16 protein-coding genes are annotated in these 15688 nt (G+C 61.7%); 3 read left to right on the top strand and 13 right to left on the bottom strand.

Annotated elements, in window-relative coordinates; all coding sequences use genetic code 11:
• Positions 1 to 71: 71 nt before the first annotated feature.
• From pcaC to pcaR, 11 genes are all read right to left on the bottom strand, one after another.
• Positions 72 to 464, bottom strand: coding sequence for a 4-carboxymuconolactone decarboxylase (gene pcaC, locus AC1RMX_RS10715; protein WP_025110738.1), 393 nt, complete (start codon positions 462 to 464; stop codon positions 72 to 74).
• Between the two features lie 10 nt (positions 465 to 474).
• The gene (gene pcaD, locus AC1RMX_RS10710) at positions 475 to 1266 is read right to left on the bottom strand and encodes a 3-oxoadipate enol-lactonase (RefSeq protein WP_493071789.1); all 792 of its coding nucleotides are present in this window, start codon (positions 1264 to 1266) and stop codon (positions 475 to 477) included.
• Between the two features lie 11 nt (positions 1267 to 1277).
• Entirely contained in the window at positions 1278 to 2642 is a 1365-nt protein-coding gene (locus AC1RMX_RS10705) for a 3-carboxy-cis,cis-muconate cycloisomerase (protein WP_493071787.1), read from the bottom strand.
• 46 nt (positions 2643 to 2688) lie between these two features.
• Entirely contained in the window at positions 2689 to 3984 is a 1296-nt protein-coding gene (locus AC1RMX_RS10700) for an MFS family transporter (RefSeq protein ID WP_096819486.1), read from the bottom strand.
• Positions 3985 to 4095: 111 nt separating this feature from the next.
• Positions 4096 to 4662: a protocatechuate 3,4-dioxygenase subunit alpha gene (gene pcaG, locus AC1RMX_RS10695; protein WP_007957832.1), complete on the bottom strand. Its 567-nt coding sequence runs from the start codon at positions 4660 to 4662 to the stop codon at positions 4096 to 4098.
• Position 4663: 1 nt separating this feature from the next.
• The gene (gene pcaH, locus AC1RMX_RS10690; protein ID WP_007957831.1) at positions 4664 to 5368 is read right to left on the bottom strand and encodes a protocatechuate 3,4-dioxygenase subunit beta; all 705 of its coding nucleotides are present in this window, start codon (positions 5366 to 5368) and stop codon (positions 4664 to 4666) included.
• Positions 5369 to 5404: 36 nt separating this feature from the next.
• Positions 5405 to 6610 carry a 3-oxoadipyl-CoA thiolase gene (gene pcaF / locus AC1RMX_RS10685; RefSeq protein ID WP_493071785.1) on the bottom strand — a complete coding sequence of 402 codons (1206 nt, stop codon included), beginning with the start codon at positions 6608 to 6610 and terminating at the stop codon, positions 5405 to 5407.
• Entirely contained in the window at positions 6607 to 7386 is a 780-nt protein-coding gene (locus AC1RMX_RS10680) for a CoA-transferase subunit beta (protein ID WP_096819489.1), read from the bottom strand. Before AC1RMX_RS10680 ends, pcaF begins: the two co-directional genes overlap by 4 nt.
• Complete coding sequence (locus tag AC1RMX_RS10675; protein WP_003222404.1) at positions 7386 to 8243, bottom strand: CoA transferase subunit A; 858 nt, start codon at positions 8241 to 8243, stop codon at positions 7386 to 7388. The genes AC1RMX_RS10680 and AC1RMX_RS10675 overlap by 1 nt, the downstream gene beginning before the upstream one ends.
• Before the next feature lie 194 nt (positions 8244 to 8437).
• A complete protein-coding gene (gene pcaK, locus AC1RMX_RS10670) occupies positions 8438 to 9784 on the bottom strand; it encodes a 4-hydroxybenzoate transporter PcaK (RefSeq protein WP_096819490.1) in 1347 nt (448 codons plus the stop codon).
• Positions 9785 to 10078: 294 nt separating this feature from the next.
• The gene (pcaR, locus tag AC1RMX_RS10665; RefSeq protein WP_096819491.1) at positions 10079 to 10921 is read right to left on the bottom strand and encodes a pca regulon transcriptional regulator PcaR; all 843 of its coding nucleotides are present in this window, start codon (positions 10919 to 10921) and stop codon (positions 10079 to 10081) included.
• A gap of 642 nt (positions 10922 to 11563) precedes the next feature.
• Here pcaR and AC1RMX_RS10660 point away from each other — a divergent pair.
• Both AC1RMX_RS10660 and AC1RMX_RS10655 read left to right on the top strand, forming a co-directional pair.
• Entirely contained in the window at positions 11564 to 11764 is a 201-nt protein-coding gene (locus tag AC1RMX_RS10660; protein ID WP_007957826.1) for a hypothetical protein, read from the top strand.
• Between the two features lie 375 nt (positions 11765 to 12139).
• The gene (locus tag AC1RMX_RS10655; RefSeq protein ID WP_096819492.1) at positions 12140 to 13615 is read left to right on the top strand and encodes an inorganic phosphate transporter; all 1476 of its coding nucleotides are present in this window, start codon (positions 12140 to 12142) and stop codon (positions 13613 to 13615) included.
• 566 nt (positions 13616 to 14181) lie between these two features.
• Here the strand turns inward: AC1RMX_RS10655 and ccoM are convergent.
• Both ccoM and AC1RMX_RS10645 read right to left on the bottom strand, forming a co-directional pair.
• Positions 14182 to 14295, bottom strand: a complete 114-nt coding sequence (gene ccoM, locus AC1RMX_RS10650) for a cytochrome c oxidase subunit CcoM (RefSeq protein WP_003222396.1) — start codon at positions 14293 to 14295, stop codon at positions 14182 to 14184.
• A 145-nt stretch (positions 14296 to 14440) separates the two neighbouring features.
• Positions 14441 to 14602 (bottom strand): hypothetical protein, encoded by a 162-nt coding sequence (locus AC1RMX_RS10645; protein ID WP_096819493.1) that lies wholly within the window; start codon positions 14600 to 14602, stop codon positions 14441 to 14443.
• Between the two features lie 183 nt (positions 14603 to 14785).
• On the opposite strand from AC1RMX_RS10645, the gene AC1RMX_RS10640 reads away from it, so the two are divergent.
• Positions 14786 to 15652 carry a LysR substrate-binding domain-containing protein gene (locus AC1RMX_RS10640; RefSeq protein ID WP_096819494.1) on the top strand — a complete coding sequence of 289 codons (867 nt, stop codon included), beginning with the start codon at positions 14786 to 14788 and terminating at the stop codon, positions 15650 to 15652.
• The last annotated feature ends 36 nt before the right edge of the window (positions 15653 to 15688 follow it).

Raw genomic sequence — 15688 nt, 5'->3', positions numbered from 1 at the left:
CCAGGGTTTGATTGATCAGAGCCACGGCCGCCATCGCGAACCGGCTAGCGATGGCGTCCGCTTGAACGCTTTCACTCTCGGGATTCGACACCCAACTCATCCCACACCGACTCGGCCAGATGGAAGGTCGCATTCGCCGCCGGAATTCCGCAGTAGATCGCGCTCTGCATGATCACTTCCTTGATCTCGCCACGGCTCACGCCATTGTTGGCGGCCGCCCGCAGGTGCAACTTGAGTTCGCCTTCGCGGTTCATGCCGATCAGCATGGCAATGGTGATCAGGCTACGGGTGTGGCGCGGCAGGCCCGGACGGGTCCAGATGTCGCCCCAGGCATGACGGGTGATCATTTCCTGGAACTCCGAGTTGAACTCGGTCAGCGTGGTCAGGCTGCGATCGACATGGGCGTCGCCGAGGACCGCACGGCGTACTTGCATGCCGTCGTCGTAACGTTGTTTCTCGTCCACGGAAATCCCCTCAAGCGGCCAGCAGAAATGTCAGAACGCGGTCGCTGAACGCGTCGCCGGCCTGAACGTTGGAAAGGTGTGCGGCATAAAACTCGGCGTACTCGGCGCCGCGCACATGCTCCTGAATGAAATGTCCGCCGGACGGCGGCGTCACTGCGTCTTCAGTACCGGCGATCACCAGTAGCGGCGCCTTGATCGACGATAACTGCTCACGGAAATCTGCATCGCGCACCGCCGCACAGTTGGCGGCGTAACCTTCAGGACTGGTCGCGGCCAGCATGTCGGTGATCTGCTTGGCCGCTGCCGGATTGGCCGCCGAAAAATCGGGCGTAAACCAGCGGGCAATCGATGCATCGCGCAACGCGACCATCGCCGCCGGGCCGTCGCGCAGCACGGTTTCGATGCGCGGGTTCCACACCGACGGATCGCCGATTTTCGCGGCGGTATTGCACACGATCAGCTTGTTCAGACGTTGACCGGCATTGATCCCCAGCCACTGGCCGATCAAGCCGCCCATCGACAGACCGCAGAAATGCGCACGTTCGATGTGCAGCGCATCCAGCAGTGCCAGCACGTCGCGGCCCAGTTGCTCGATGCTGTAAGGGCCCGGCGTCACCAGCGACTGGCCGTGGCCACGGGTGTCGAAACGCAGCACGCGAAAGTGCTCGGTGAACGCCGGCATCTGGGCGTCCCACATGTGCAGATCGGTGCCCAGCGAGTTGGACAGCACCAGCACCGGCGCATCGACCGGGCCTTCCAATGAGTAATGCAGTTCGCCATCGGCGAGTTGAACGAAAGCCACAGCCCTCTCCTTCAGACAGATAACGCGTGATGTTCGGCCACCGCACGCTCGACCCAGACCCGCGCCTGGCCAAGGTAATGGGCGGGATCGAGCAGATGATCCAGTTCGGTAGCGCTGAGTTCGGCGGTCACTTGCGGTTCGTCGCCGAGTACCGCACGCAGATGGCGTTGTTCGGCCACCGCCCGTTTACAGCATTGTTCGAGCAGATGATGCGCGGTGTCGCGGCCAACCCGTTGCGCAAGGACGATGCTCACCGCTTCGGCCAGCACCAGGCCTTGGGTCAATTCCAGGTTGCGGGCCATGTGCGCGGCATCGACTTCCAGACCGTCGGCCAGCAGCCGCGCCTGTTGCAGCGCGCCCGACACCAGGCAGCAGATGTCCGGCAAGGTTTCCCATTCGGCGTGCCACAAGCCGAGGCTGCGCTCGTGCTCCTGAGGCATGGCGCTGAACAAAGTCGAGACCAGGCCCGGAACACGGGTGGCCGCGCCGATCAACACCGCCGCGCCTACCGGGTTGCGCTTGTGCGGCATGGTCGAGGAACCGCCCTTGCCCGGTGCTGAAGGTTCAAATACTTCTGCCGCTTCGGTCTGCATCAATAGGCTGATGTCGCGGCCGAATTTGCCGAGGCTGCCGGCGATCAGACCGAGCACCGCGCCGAACTCGACGATGCGATCACGCTGGGTGTGCCACGGTTGTTCCGGCAGGGTCAGTTGCAGTTCTTCGGCCAGCGCATGGGCAATCGGCAATGCCTGTTCGCCCAGCGCTGCGAGGGTGCCCGAGGCGCCGCCGAATTGCAGCACCAGCAGGCGCGGCTTTAGTTCGCACAGACGCTGACGGCTGCGGGTGACCGCGCCGAGCCAGCCGGCGATCTTCATGCCGAGGGTCACCGGCGTCGCGTGTTGCAGCCAGGTGCGCCCGGCCAGTGGCGTCGCCGAGTAACGTTGCGCCTGGGCCGCGAGGGCCTCGGCCAGTTGCGCCAGCTCCCCTTCGATCAGTTCCAGCGCCTGACGCAATTGCAGCACCAGCCCGGAATCCATCACGTCCTGGCTGGTGGCGCCCAGATGCACATAGCGCTCGGCCTCGACATCGGTTGCGGCAATCCGTTTGCCCAACGCCTTGACCAGCGGAATCGCCGAATTGCCCGCCGTGGCGATGGCTTCGCCCAACGCGGCGAAATCAAACAGCTCGGCGCGACAGGCGTTTTCGATGGATGCCACAGCACTCGCCGGAATCACCCCGACCCGCGCTTCGGCCCGGGCCAGCGCCGCTTCGAAGTCGAGCATCGCCTGCACCCGGCCCTGATCGCAGAACACGTCGCGCATATCGCGGGCAGTGAAATAGGCATCGAACAATTGATTGCCCGGTCGCTGAGTCATAAACAGTCCTTGCAGGCGCGGGCCGTTGTGACCCGCGCACTTCGGTTTAGAGATCGTGGTGCAAGTAGGCGGCCTGCTTCGGCAGGCGCAGGCTGAACAGGAACGCCACCGCCATCATCACCGTGACGTACCAGTAGAAGGCGTTTTCCATGCCCCCGGCTTTCAGGCTCAGGGCCACGTATTCGGCCGAACCGCCGAAGATCGCGTTAGCCACCGCGTAGGCCAGGCCGACGCCGAGGGCGCGGACTTCCGGCGGAAACATTTCGGCTTTCACCAGGCCGCTGATCGAGGTGTAGAAACTGACGATCGCCAGCGCCACGGTGATCAGCACGAAGGCCAGGAACGGGCTGCTGACGCTTTTCAGGCTCAACAGGATCGGCACAGTGAACAGCGTGCCGAGAGCGCCGAACCAGAGCATCGAGTTACGCCGGCCGATCTTGTCGGCGAGCATGCCGAACAGTGGCTGCATGCACATATATAAGAAGAGCGCGCCGGTCATGATGAAGCTCGCGGTCTTGGCGTGCATGCCGGCGGTGTTCACCAGGTACTTCTGCATGTACGTGGTGAAGGTGTAGAAAATCAGCGAGCCACCGGCGGTATAGCCGAGGACGGTGATGAACGCAGCCTTGTGATCGCGGAACAGCGCTCGGATGCTGCCGGCGTCTTTGTGTTCGCGTATTTCCTTGTTGGTGGTTTCTTTCAAGGCGCGACGCAGGAACAGCGAAATCAGCGCCGCCACCGCCCCGACCACAAACGGAATCCGCCAGCCGTAGGCCCGCAGTTCATCTTCAGAGAGGAATTGCTGCAGGATCACCACCACCAGCACCGCCAGCAGTTGCCCGCCGATCAGCGTCACGTACTGGAAGGAAGCGAAGAAACCGCGCTGGCCCTTGAGTGCCACTTCGCTCATGTAGGTCGCGGTGGTGCCGTACTCACCGCCCACCGACAAGCCCTGCAACAGGCGCGCGAACAGCAACAGCACCGGCGCCCAGACCCCGATGCTGTTGTAGGTCGGCAGACAGGCGATGAGCAACGAGCCGAAGCACATCATCAGAATCGAGATCAGCATCGAGTTCTTGCGCCCGTGCTTGTCCGCCACCCGGCCGAAGATCCAGCCGCCGATCGGTCGCATCAGGAACCCAGCGGCGAACACGCCTGCGGTGTTGACCAACTGCACCGTGGGGTTGTCGGAGGGGAAAAACGCCGGGGCGAAGTAGATCGCGCAGAAGGCGTAGACATAGAAGTCGAACCATTCGACCAGGTTGCCGGACGAGGCGCCGACAATGGCGAAGATACGCTTGCTGCGCTCCTCACCGGTGTAATGAGCTGTGGTGGTTGTCATTGTTTTTCACTCGATAGGGACAGTGAGAGTCTAGACACACTTCGCAACAGTCCCGTTCCACATTGGATCAGCGACCCACCTTCCCTGTGGCAGGGAAGGTGCAGTGTTCTTTCAATAATCGAAGAACACGGTTTCCGCGTCAGTGCCCTGCAGGATCACATTCCACTGATAAACGCCCGCCGCATCCGGCTTGGCCAGCAACGTGGTGCGGCGCTCGGCCGGTACGCATTCGAGCAGCGGATCATTGACGTTCGCCGGATCGCCCTCGAAATAAATCCGCGTCAGCAAGTGCTTCACCAACCCGCGCGCAAACACCAGCACCACCAGATGCGGCGCCTGGGTCGAGCCTTTCAGGCCTTCGACCGTGCCCGGTTTGATCGTGGTGAAACGGAAGCGCCCTTCGGCATCCACCGGCACCCGGCCGAAACCTTCGAAATTCGGGTCCAGCGGTTTGGCCTGTTCGTCTTCCGGGTGATCGTATTTGCCGGCGGCGTTGGCCTGCCAGACTTCGAGCATGGCGTCGTTGACGACATCGCCGTTGCCATCCACCACTTGCCCGCTGATCGCCACGCGCTGGCCGAGGGTCAGTTCATTGGCGAGGTTTTCGCGGTTCAGCCAGGTCAGGCCGATGTGGTAATACGGCCCGACGGTGTGGGACGTGGTCGCAGTCAGGGTCATCTCATTTCTCCATCGGCGTGGCTTCGCGGCCGCGCAGCACGATGTCCCAGCGATAAGCGAGGGCGTAGGACGGAATGGTTTTTTCCAGATCGAAAGCGGCGATCAGGCGTTCCTTGGCCGAGGTGTCCGGCACGCAGTTGTAGATCGGGTCATACGGCAGCAATGGGTCGCCGGGGAAATACATTTGCGTGACCAGACGCGTCAGGATGCTCGGCCCGAACAGCGAGAAATGCACGTGCGCCGGGCGCCAGGCGTTGTGGTGGTTGCCCCACGGATAGGCGCCGGGCTTGATGGTCTGGAACTGATACCAGCCGTCGGCGTCGGTCACGGTGCGGCCGGTGCCGGTGAAATTCGGGTCCAGCGGTGCGTCGTGCAGATCACGGGCGTGGTTGTAGCGACCGGCGGCGTTGGCCTGCCAGATCTCCACCAGAATCCCCGGCACCGGCAGACCGTCTTCATCGAGTACACGGCCGTGAATGATAATCCGCTCACCAAGGGGCTCGCCCTGATGCTGGGCAGTCAGATCGTTGTCGGTGTCGGCCACACGCTCGGCGCCGATGGTCGGGCCGGTGATTTCCGACAGCGAATGCGGCAGGAACACCAACGGCTTGGACGGCGAGCGCAAATTGGTGGATTGATAATTCGGGTGCAGGTACGGCGGCTGGGTGCCTTCCTGCGGGCGGCGGTAACCAGGCTTGTCAGTCATTTCGCTTTCCTCTGTTCTTGTTCGTCACGGCTTGCGTCAGACGCGTTCGATGGCCAGGGCCAGACCCTGGCCGACACCGACGCACATGGTCGCCAGACCTTTCTTGCCACCGGTCTTTTCCAGCTGATGCAGGGCGGTCAGCACCAGGCGCGCGCCGCTCATGCCCAACGGATGACCGAGGGCAATCGCGCCGCCGTTCGGGTTGACCTGGGCTGCGTCGTCCGCCAGCCCCAGCTCGCGCAATACCGCCAGGCCCTGGCTGGCAAACGCTTCGTTGAGTTCGATCACATCGAAATCGCTGACCGCCACGCCAAGGCGTTCGGTGAGTTTGCGCACCGCCGGCACCGGGCCGATGCCCATCACCCGTGGTGCAACGCCGGCACTGGCCATCCCGAGCACTTTGGCGCGGGCGGTCAAACCGTGTTTTTTCACTGCTTCAGCCGAAGCCAGAATCAGCGCGGCGGCACCGTCATTCACGCCCGAAGCGTTGCCGGCGGTGACGGTCTTGTCCGGGCCGTTGACCGGTTTCAACTTGGTCAGGGCTTCAAGAGTGGTGTCGGCGCGAGGGTGTTCGTCCTGGCTGACCACGGTTTCACCCTTCTTGTGGGCGATCCGCACTTCGACGATTTCCTCGGCGAAGTAGCCGGCAGCCTGGGCGGCGGCCGTCCGTTGCTGACTGCGCAAGGCGAAAGCGTCCTGATCCTCGCGCGACACTTCATAGTCGTCGGCGACGTTGTCGGCGGTCTGCGGCATTGCGTCGACGCCGTACTGCGCCTTCATCAACGGGTTGATGAAACGCCAGCCGATGGTGGTGTCTTCCAGTTTCATGTTGCGCGAAAACGCCGCGTCAGCCTTGCCCATCACGAACGGCGCGCGGGACATCGACTCGACACCGCCGGCAATCGCCAGCTCCATTTCGCCACTGGCGATGGCGCGGAACGCCGTGCCGATCGCGTCCATGCCCGACGCGCAGAGGCGATTGAGGGTGACACCCGGAACGCTGTCCGGCAGACCGGCCAGCAGTAGCGCCATGCGCGCCACGTTGCGGTTGTCTTCGCCGGCCTGGTTGGCGCAGCCGAGGAATACTTCGTCGATGGCGCTCCAGTCCACCGACGGGTTGCGCTCCATCAGGGCCTTGATCGGCACGGCGGCCAGGTCGTCGGCGCGAACAGCCGCCAGACCGCCACCGAAACGACCGATGGGGGTACGAATCGCATCGCAGATATAAACGTCGCGCATCATGCTTCTCCCGGTGCCTGGCCGTGGGCCGCCGCGGTACGCGCTTCGAGATCACGCAGGGCGGTCAGCTCGACCTCGGTGGGTTCGGCGCTGGTGGCAACGCTGTCGGCAAAACGGATCGCCCAACCGGTGGCGGCGACCACTTGCTCGCGGGTCACGCCCGGGTGCAGTGCGGTGACCACGAATTCGTGGGTGCCCTCTTCCGGCTCCATGATGCACAGGTCAGTGATGATCCCGACCGGGCCGGCGCCCGGCAGGCCCAGACGTTTGCGCGAATCGCCGCCCTCGCCATGGCCGACCGAGGTAATGAAATCGAGCTTGTCGACAAACGAACGCGCCGACTGTTTGAGGATGATCAGCACGCTTTTCGCGGAGCCGGCGATCTCCGGCGCGCCACCGGCACCCGGCAAGCGCACTTTCGGCTGGTGATAGTCGCCAACCACGGTGGTGTTGATGTTGCCGAAACGGTCGACCTGCGCTGCGCCGAGAAAACCGACGTCGATGCGTCCGCCCTGCAACCAATAGCGAAAAATCTCACCGGTCGGTACGACGGTGTCGGCGGTTTCCGCCAGTTCGCCGTCACCGATCGACAGCGGTAATACGCTGGGTTTGGCGCCAATCGGGCCGGACTCGTAGATCAGCACCACGTCCGGCGAAGAGGTCAGGCGCGCCAGGTTGGCGGCTTTCGACGGCAGGCCGATGCCGACGAAGCACACCGAGCCGTTCTTCAGGCGACGGGCCGCGGCGACGGTCATCATTTCATTGGTGGTGTAAGTCATTACTTGGCCTCCGAAGCAGCGGCCAATTTGGCCTGGAACTCACTGAAGTCAGCGCAGCCATGGATGTATTCGTTGATCCACGCGGTAAACGTCTCACGGTCGCGGGCGATCGGGTCCCACGCCTGATAGAAGCGGTTGTCACGCTCGGTGTAACCGTGGGCGTAGGACGGATGCGCGCCACCGGGCACATGGCAGACCGCGCTCAGGGCCCAGGTCGGCAGCACACAGGCGTTCATCGGCGCGTTGAGGTTGTCGACGATTTCTTCGACGGTGACGATGCAACGCTTGGCGGCCAGCGCGGCTTCTTTTTGCACACCGAGGATGCCCCACAGCAACACGTTGCCCTGACGGTCGGCTTTCTGGGCGTGGATCACCGTCACGTCCGGGCGCACCGACGGCACCGCCGCCAGCACTTCGCCGGTGAACGGGCACGTTACGGATTTGATCAACGGGTTGACCTTCGGCAGGTCAGAACCGGCGTAGGCCCGCAGCACCGCAAACGGTAGGCCGGAGGCACCGGCGACGTAGGCATTGGCCAGGTCGGCGTGGCTGTGTTCTTCGATTTCCAGCGCGTGCGGCCATTGTTTCTCGACCGCGTCGCGCAGACGGTGCAGCGAACCCACGCCAGGGTTGCCGCCCCAGGAGAAAATCAGCTTGCGTGCACAGCCGGCGCCGATCAGTTGGTCGTAGATCAGGTCAGGCGTCATCCGCACCAGGGTCAGATCTTTCTTGCCCTGACGAATGATTTCATGACCCGCCGCCGTAGGGATCAGGTGAGTGAAGCCTTCGAGCGCGACGGTGTCGCCGTCGTTGACGAATTGCTTCACCGCGTCGTGCAGCGAAAGGATCTCAGCCATGGAGCGGGCTCCCGTTTTTGTAGTGGATCGCCAGTGATAAAAAGGCGCGAGGTTGTGCGCCGGAGTCACTGAAGATTAAGCCGCTGATTTTCGCCAAACAATCCGATAATCGACTGAGCGTTCGTTTATCGAACAGATTGTTATCAACCTAATGATCACTCCCGCACCCGGTACGGGAGTGAGTGGAGTGGATATCAGGTCGCGTCCGCGTGACTAACCAGGCCCTTGATCACCACCGCAGCCGTGGCCAGCCCCGCCGGGATCACCAGCGCCGTCAGCACCTGTTCGAAATTCCAGCCCAGGCCCAGCAGGGTCGCGCCCATCCACGCCCCGAGAATCGCACCGAACCGGCCAATCCCGAGCATCCACGAGACACCGGTCGCCCGGCCTTGAGTCGGGTAAAACCGCGCTGCCAGCGACGGCATCGCCGATTGCGCGCCGTTGACGCACATGCCCGCCACCAGCACCAGCGTCGCCAGCAGCGTGATGTTGCCCAGGCTCTGCCCGACCGCGTAGGCAAACACCCCGGCCAGCAGGTAGAAAATGCCGATGACCTTGTGCGGATTGAAGCGGTCCATCGCCCAGCCTACGCCGACCGCGCTCAACACCCCGCCGAACTGGAACAACGCGCCGATGAACGCCGCCTGCTCCATGCTCGCGCCGCTGTCGCGCATCAGGGTCGGCAGCCAACTGGTCAGCAGGTACACGATCACCAACCCCATGAAGTAGGTCAGCCACAGCAACAGCGTGCCGGTGCTGTAGGTGCCGGAGAAAATCACCGCGAATACGTTGCGTGCCTTGACGGTTTTCTGTTCCGGCACGCTGAAACTCGCCGCCTGGGCGACGGTGGCCGGGTCGATCGGCGCGAGGGTCTTGCGGACTTTGTCGGTACCGCGATTACGCACCACCAGGTAACGCGCCGACTCCGGCAGCCAGACCAGCAACACCACGGCGAGGATCAGCGGCAGAATCCCGCCGATCAGCAACAAACTGTGCCAGCCGAACGCCGGAATCAGCTTGGCCGAGATGAACCCGCCGCCGGCCATTCCGAGGTTGAAACCGCAGAACATGCTGGTCACCAGCAGCGACTTTTTGCGCTCCGGGGTGTATTCCGACAGCAGCGTGGTGGCGTTCGGCATGCCCGCGCCCAATCCCAGACCGGTGAGGAAACGCAGCACCAGCAATTGCTCGACGTTGGTGGCGTAGGCCGACGCCAGGCTGAAAGCACCGAACAGAAAGACCGCACCGACCAGTACGACCTTTCGCCCGAAGCGGTCAGCCAACGGCCCGGAGCCCAGTGCGCCGAAGACCATGCCGATCAACGCGGCGCTCATCACCGGGCCGAGGCTGGCGCGGTCGATGCCCCAGTCCTGGGACAGGGCCGGTGCGATAAACCCCATGGCCGCGGTGTCGAGGCCATCGAGGAACACAATCAGAAAACACAGAATCACCACGCGCCACTGATAGCGCGAGATCGGTTGGGCGTTGATGAAGGACTGCACGTCGAGGCAGTTACCCACAGCGGACTGAGGCTGGTTCATTATTTTTATTCCACGCAAAAAACGCAGTCGAACGGCGACCGGCCAAAGACTGGCACGGACACAAGCATATAAGGGGGGAATCAGGCGTTGCGCTAAAACCGGCAACAGGAACGGGAGCGGCGACAGTCGGGGAACGTGCGCATGGGATGTTGCCTCTTGTCATTATTATGGGAGTCGACGATCCGGCGGGCTCATTCACAACAGCGCCGGATGACGCTGCCGCGACATTAATGATCCGGGGGTTTTAGCGTCAATTCGATAAACGCAACTCTGTGCGTTTATCGAACAGCTTCATCAGGCGAACAACTGCGCGCTGAGGTCGCGGCTGGCACTCAACAGGCCCGGCAGAAAGCGCTGTTCCAGTTCGGTACGGCTGACGCGACCGGCGTGGGTGCTGACGTTGAGCGCGGCCACCACCTGGCCGGAGGCGTCATACACCGGCACCGCAATCGAACGCAGGCCTTGCTCCAGCTCCTGATCGACGATGCACCAGCCCTGCTGCCGCACTTCCTGCAAACACTCGAGCAAGGTGTCGGGGGTGTGGAGCGTGCGGCTGGTCTTGGCCACCAGTTCGGCGTGGTCGAGGTATTCGCGCAACGACGTGTCGTCCAGCGCCGCCAGCAGAATCCGCCCCATGGACGTGCAATACGCCGGCAGACGCCCGCCCACCGACAGGTCCACCGAGATCAGGCGTTGAGTCGTGGCCGAACGGGCAATGTAGAGAATGTCGTCACCTTCCAGCGTGGCCATGTTGCAGGCCTCGTGAAGTTGCTCACTCATGCGGTCGAGGTAAGGCTGGGCGGAAACCGCCAGCGGCGTCGAAGACAAATAGGCGTGGCCGAGGGTCAGCACTTTGGGCAGCAACGAATAAGTACGGCCGTCGGTGGTGGCGTAGCCGAGCTTGATCAGCGTGTGCAGGCAACGGCGCACGGCGGCGCGGGGAATTTCCGTACGGTGGCTGATCTGGGCGATGGTCAAGTGACGCTTGCGCTCCTGAAACGCCTGGACCACCGCCAGGCCACGGGCCAGGGAGGTCATGAAGTCCGGATCGCCTGTCAGGGCCTGGATGCGTTTGGCCGGTGAAGCAACGATCGGCGGCGCCACCGACGTAAAGGAATTGCGCATTTGATCGTTCATGTCAGGTCCTTTTTCCTGTACGGATCGACGGCTATACAAGCGGCTCGCAGACAGATGCACAAGCGCCAGATCGCCAACACCGGGCGATTATCGAACCGTCGACCGATAATCGCAACGATCCCTGCGTCCCGGCGGGAATCGCTCACGACCGTTTTAAACTCGGTATCACCTCATGCACCCGGCGCCTTAGTTGTTCGGCTAAATGGCGCCAGAAACACAACACCCGACAACAACGATGCAACTATGGGTAAAAGTTGCGAGTCACAAAACAATCACACATCCGGAACCGTTTTTAACTTGGCAAAGATAGTCAATCCCGAATCGGCCGCTATAATGCACCTCAGTGGCGCCGCACTTTTATTTGCCGTCGACGCCATTCGCTGAGGCGATGTCCATTGCCTTCAGCCCCGGCCAGCGCCTGATGATCATCACCCATGCACCGCCAGCGCGCTCGCTGAAACAGGAAACTGATGCTGCGTCAGTTTTAATCTGGTGCCGTAGCCGCCTGCAACATGGAAGTCTTGACCGCCCTGCCGATAACACCACTGCCTGTTCAGGCCGTGGCTTGTTGGCGAACCGGTTCAATCGATTCGTTGCAGTGCGTTTCACCAGACATTTATCTCAACTCATACAGGTAGCACTGTGACGAAAGACGAACTGCGCGCGGAACTTGAGCGCCAGGAACAACGTTACAAGGAAGTTTACGGCGGGGAAGTCACCACCTACGCCGCCCAGCCCGAACCGGAACGCAAAGCCTGGCGTAAACGCCCCACCGTCCAGGATCAGGTCTTCCAGCAAGAACTGAAAAAAATGGAAGAGGAACTCAAAGCCGAAGAGCCTTGATGCCTTCCTTTGAGACTTTCGAGGGTAAGCGTACTCACCGGGTTACAAGCACGGTGGACTGACGATGCCTTGCGCGCCCGCTACCCGCGGGCAGCGGCCAACTCCCCTGTATTGCACAGGTTTGGAGCATGTCAGACACGTTTCTCAGATATTTCATACACGCTTCTGCCCCCTCCCGCACACCGGCCAATCCGCCGACGCTTCGCATTTTTTCCAATTGAATCAACACCTTGCAAAACCCTGTAAAAAGCTTGGGTAATGCACCTTGATACAAATTAATTTGGCGAAGAAGGTTACCGATGAGCAGGTAGGGGATCGATTTCCAGTCTTTTCTGGCATAATCGCGCCCCCTTATGACCGGGTCAGAAAACCTTCATGATCGATTTATTCAGCGGACTGGATGCCTGGGTGCTTGTGAGCCTCCTGCTCGCCCTGACATTTGTCCTCGCCTTCGAGTTCATCAATGGATTTCATGACACCGCTAACGCGGTAGCCACTGTTATCTACACCAAAGCGATGCCGCCTCACCTGGCGGTGTTCTTCTCGGGCGTGTTCAACTTCCTCGGCGTATTGCTGGGCGGTGTCGGCGTGGCGTATGCCATCGTCCACTTGCTGCCGGTAGAACTGCTGATCAATGTGAACACCGGCCATGGTCTGGCAATGGTGTTCTCGCTGCTCGCCGCCGCCATCGCCTGGAACCTGGGCACCTGGTACTTCGGTATCCCGGCCTCCAGCTCCCACACCCTGATCGGTTCGATCCTCGGTGTCGGTCTGGCCAACGCCCTGATCAACGAGATTCCACTGGCCGACGGCGTCAACTGGCAGAAAGCGATCGACATCGGCGCCTCGCTGGTGTTCTCGCCGATGGCCGGTTTCCTGATCGCCGCGCTGATCCTGATCGGCCTGAAATGGTGGCGCCCGCTGTCGAAAATGCACAAGACGCCTGAACAGCGCCGCAAGATCGACGACAAGAAGCACCCACCGTTCTGGAACCGTCTGGTCCTGGTGATCTCGGCCATGGCCGTGAGCTTCGTGCACGGTTCCAACGACGGCCAGAAAGGCATCGGCCTGATCATGCTGGTACTGATCGGTATCGTGCCTGCGCAGTTCGTACTCGACCTGAACAGCACCACTTACCAGATCGAACGTACTCGCGATGCGACCCTGCACCTGAGCCAGTTCTACAAGCGCAACGCCGATACCCTGGGCGAGTTCCTGGCGCTGGGCAAAAGCGTGGAAGGCGACCTGCCGGAGAAATTCCGTTGCAACCCGCAACAGACCGAACCGACCATCAACGCCCTGCTCGACACCCTCAAGGGTGTAGCGGACTACCACTCGCTGTCGTCGGAAAGCCGCATCGAAGTGCGTCGCTACCTGCTCTGCCTGGACGACACCGCGAAGAAAGTCAGCAAACTGCCAGGCCTCGCCGCTCGTGAAAAAGCCGACCTGGATAAACTGCGCAAAGACCTGACCACCACCACCGAATACGCCCCGTTCTGGGTGATTCTGGCGGTCGCCCTGGCCCTGGGCCTGGGCACCATGGTTGGCTGGAAACGTGTGGTACTGACCATCGGCGAGAAGATCGGCAAGCAAGGCATGACCTACTCGCAAGGCATGTCGGCCCAGATCACCACCGCCAGCCTGATCGGCCTGGCCAACATCTTCAGCCTGCCGGTGTCCACCACCCACGTCCTCTCCTCGGGCGTGGCCGGCACCATGGTCGCCAACAAAAGCGGCCTGCAAGGCGGCACGGTGAAAACCATCCTGCTGGCCTGGGTCCTGACCCTGCCAGCCACCGTGGCCCTGTCGGCTGGTTTGTTCTGGCTGGCGTCGAAGGCGCTGGGTAGCTGATAGATTGATGTAGTGAAGAAGGCGTGATTCGAGAGGATCACGCCTTTTTTGTTGGCTTCAGAAATGGGACGCGGAGCGTCCCGGGCTGCGTTCCCACGCAGAGCGTGGGAACGATCAAGCTGTTAGCTTCCGCTTCCCACCACTCAACACGATGAGCGTTAGCTCGAGTACCGCTTTTGACGTGCCGGCCCCTTCGGCAGGCTGAGTGGAGGGATTCATCCGGGGGTGGGCGCGTAGCGCCGTTCGACGAAGTCGAACACATCGAGAGGAGGTGCAGCGAAGCAAACCGGAGGCGATGCCCCCGGATGAATCCCGGAACGAAGGAACGTCGAGCCTCAGCGAGGCGCCGAACGCCGGGGCCCAGCGTTTTGGTTACTTTGGGGCGTTTGCCAAAGTGACTCGCCGTAAGGGCGAAACCGCCAGCAGCAACACCCGAAGCAACGGATATTCACAAAAAACACCCACAACATGGTCGGCCCAGAGGCCGCCAAGAAGACAAAAAAAAGGGGCAACCGAAGTCGCCCCAAAATGCCTTGCGTGCTCATCAAATCCAGAAAGACCCAATCTTACTTCTTGCGCTTATTCGCATCTTTCCAGATAAAAAATCCAAACCCTGCAAAAAACAGAACCATCAGGCCCACGGTCAGGACCCCGGCAAACACCACGTTATCGAAAAACATGACTGGCCTCCTGGCCCCTGCTCTGCTGCGATGGAACTAAGTTAACCAATCAGGCAGGCGCAGGAATTGACCGGGATCAATGCCGGTCAACACGCGGGAGAAAGGAGGGGGAATAACTGACCTGCATCAACGGATGCAGGGGAGATCAACGCTTTTTCGGTTTGTTTTTCGACTTTTTCTTCGGTTTGCCCAACGGCATGGCCTGCTCGAACGCCTGTCGCACTTCATTCAGGCGCTTCTCGTTGAGGTCATGAACCCGCTTGGCGCGTTCGGTGCTGAGGTCGATCAGTTTGTCGTCTTGGCTCATGGCGTTCGGTGCATCGCTTGGACTGAATCACAACTGCCGGATCACCGACAGGACTGCGCCAATAATGCGGCCTCGCGCCGGCGCTGACCAGCCATCGGCGCAGGCGCTATACAACAAATCGTGTACCGGCCAGCGCTTTTGCCCGCACACTCTGCGCTTTGCACTGTTCCGAGGATGTCTGCCGTGCCCTTGCATCAGGATCTGCCGCCGCTGATGGCCCTGCGCGCCTTCGAGGCCGTGGCCCGTCACTTGAGCTTCATCAAGGCTGCCGACGAACTGTCGGTGACGCAAAGTGCGATCAGCCATCAGGTGCACAAACTCGAGGAGTTCCTCGATCAGCCGCTGTTCGTGCGCCGCACCCGCGCGATCGACCTGACGCCGGCCGGCGAACAATACTATCGACAGATCGAGCCCGCCCTCGCCGCGATTGCCTCCGCCACCCACGACTTGCGCGGCGAGCGCCCCGCCACCCTGCGCATCGGCCTACTGGCTTCCTTCGCCACCTTGTGGCTGGCGCCGCGCCTGGCGGACTTCAACGCCAAATACCCGAACATCCACGTCGAACTGCTGCCCGCCGTGCAACTGGCCGATGTCGACGGCGGCGAGGTGGACCTGGCAATCCGCTACGGCAAGGGCGGCTGGCCGAAAGTCCAGGCACGCCGGTTCATGACGGAAACCCTGACGCCGGTGTGCAGCCCGGCCTTCAAGACCCGCGGCGTGCAAAACGGCCCGCTGCTGATGGCCAAGTCGCACCAGCCGTTCGAATGGATCGACTGGCAGCAACACAGCGGTATCGTCCTGGCGCAAGTGCCCAGCGTCATGCTCCACGACTACAACATCGTGGTAGAAGCGGCGGTGGCCGGCCAGGGCATCGCCATGGGTCGCCAATGCCTGATTGATCGTCGACTCAAGGAAGGCGCACTGGTGCCAGCCTTCGACACTCCGCCAATGTCCGGCGAAATCGGCTATTGGCTGGTCACTCCGGAGCGCCCGCCAAGCCCGGCGGCACAGGCGTTCAGCCAATGGCTGGAGCAAATCGTCGACGCATGAGTTTTTTGGATACGTCGAATCAAATCTATCCGTTTG

The organism is Pseudomonas sp. GW822-FHT03F04, from assembly GCF_058801405.1.
This window is presented reverse-complemented; position numbering and strand designations above follow the sequence as displayed.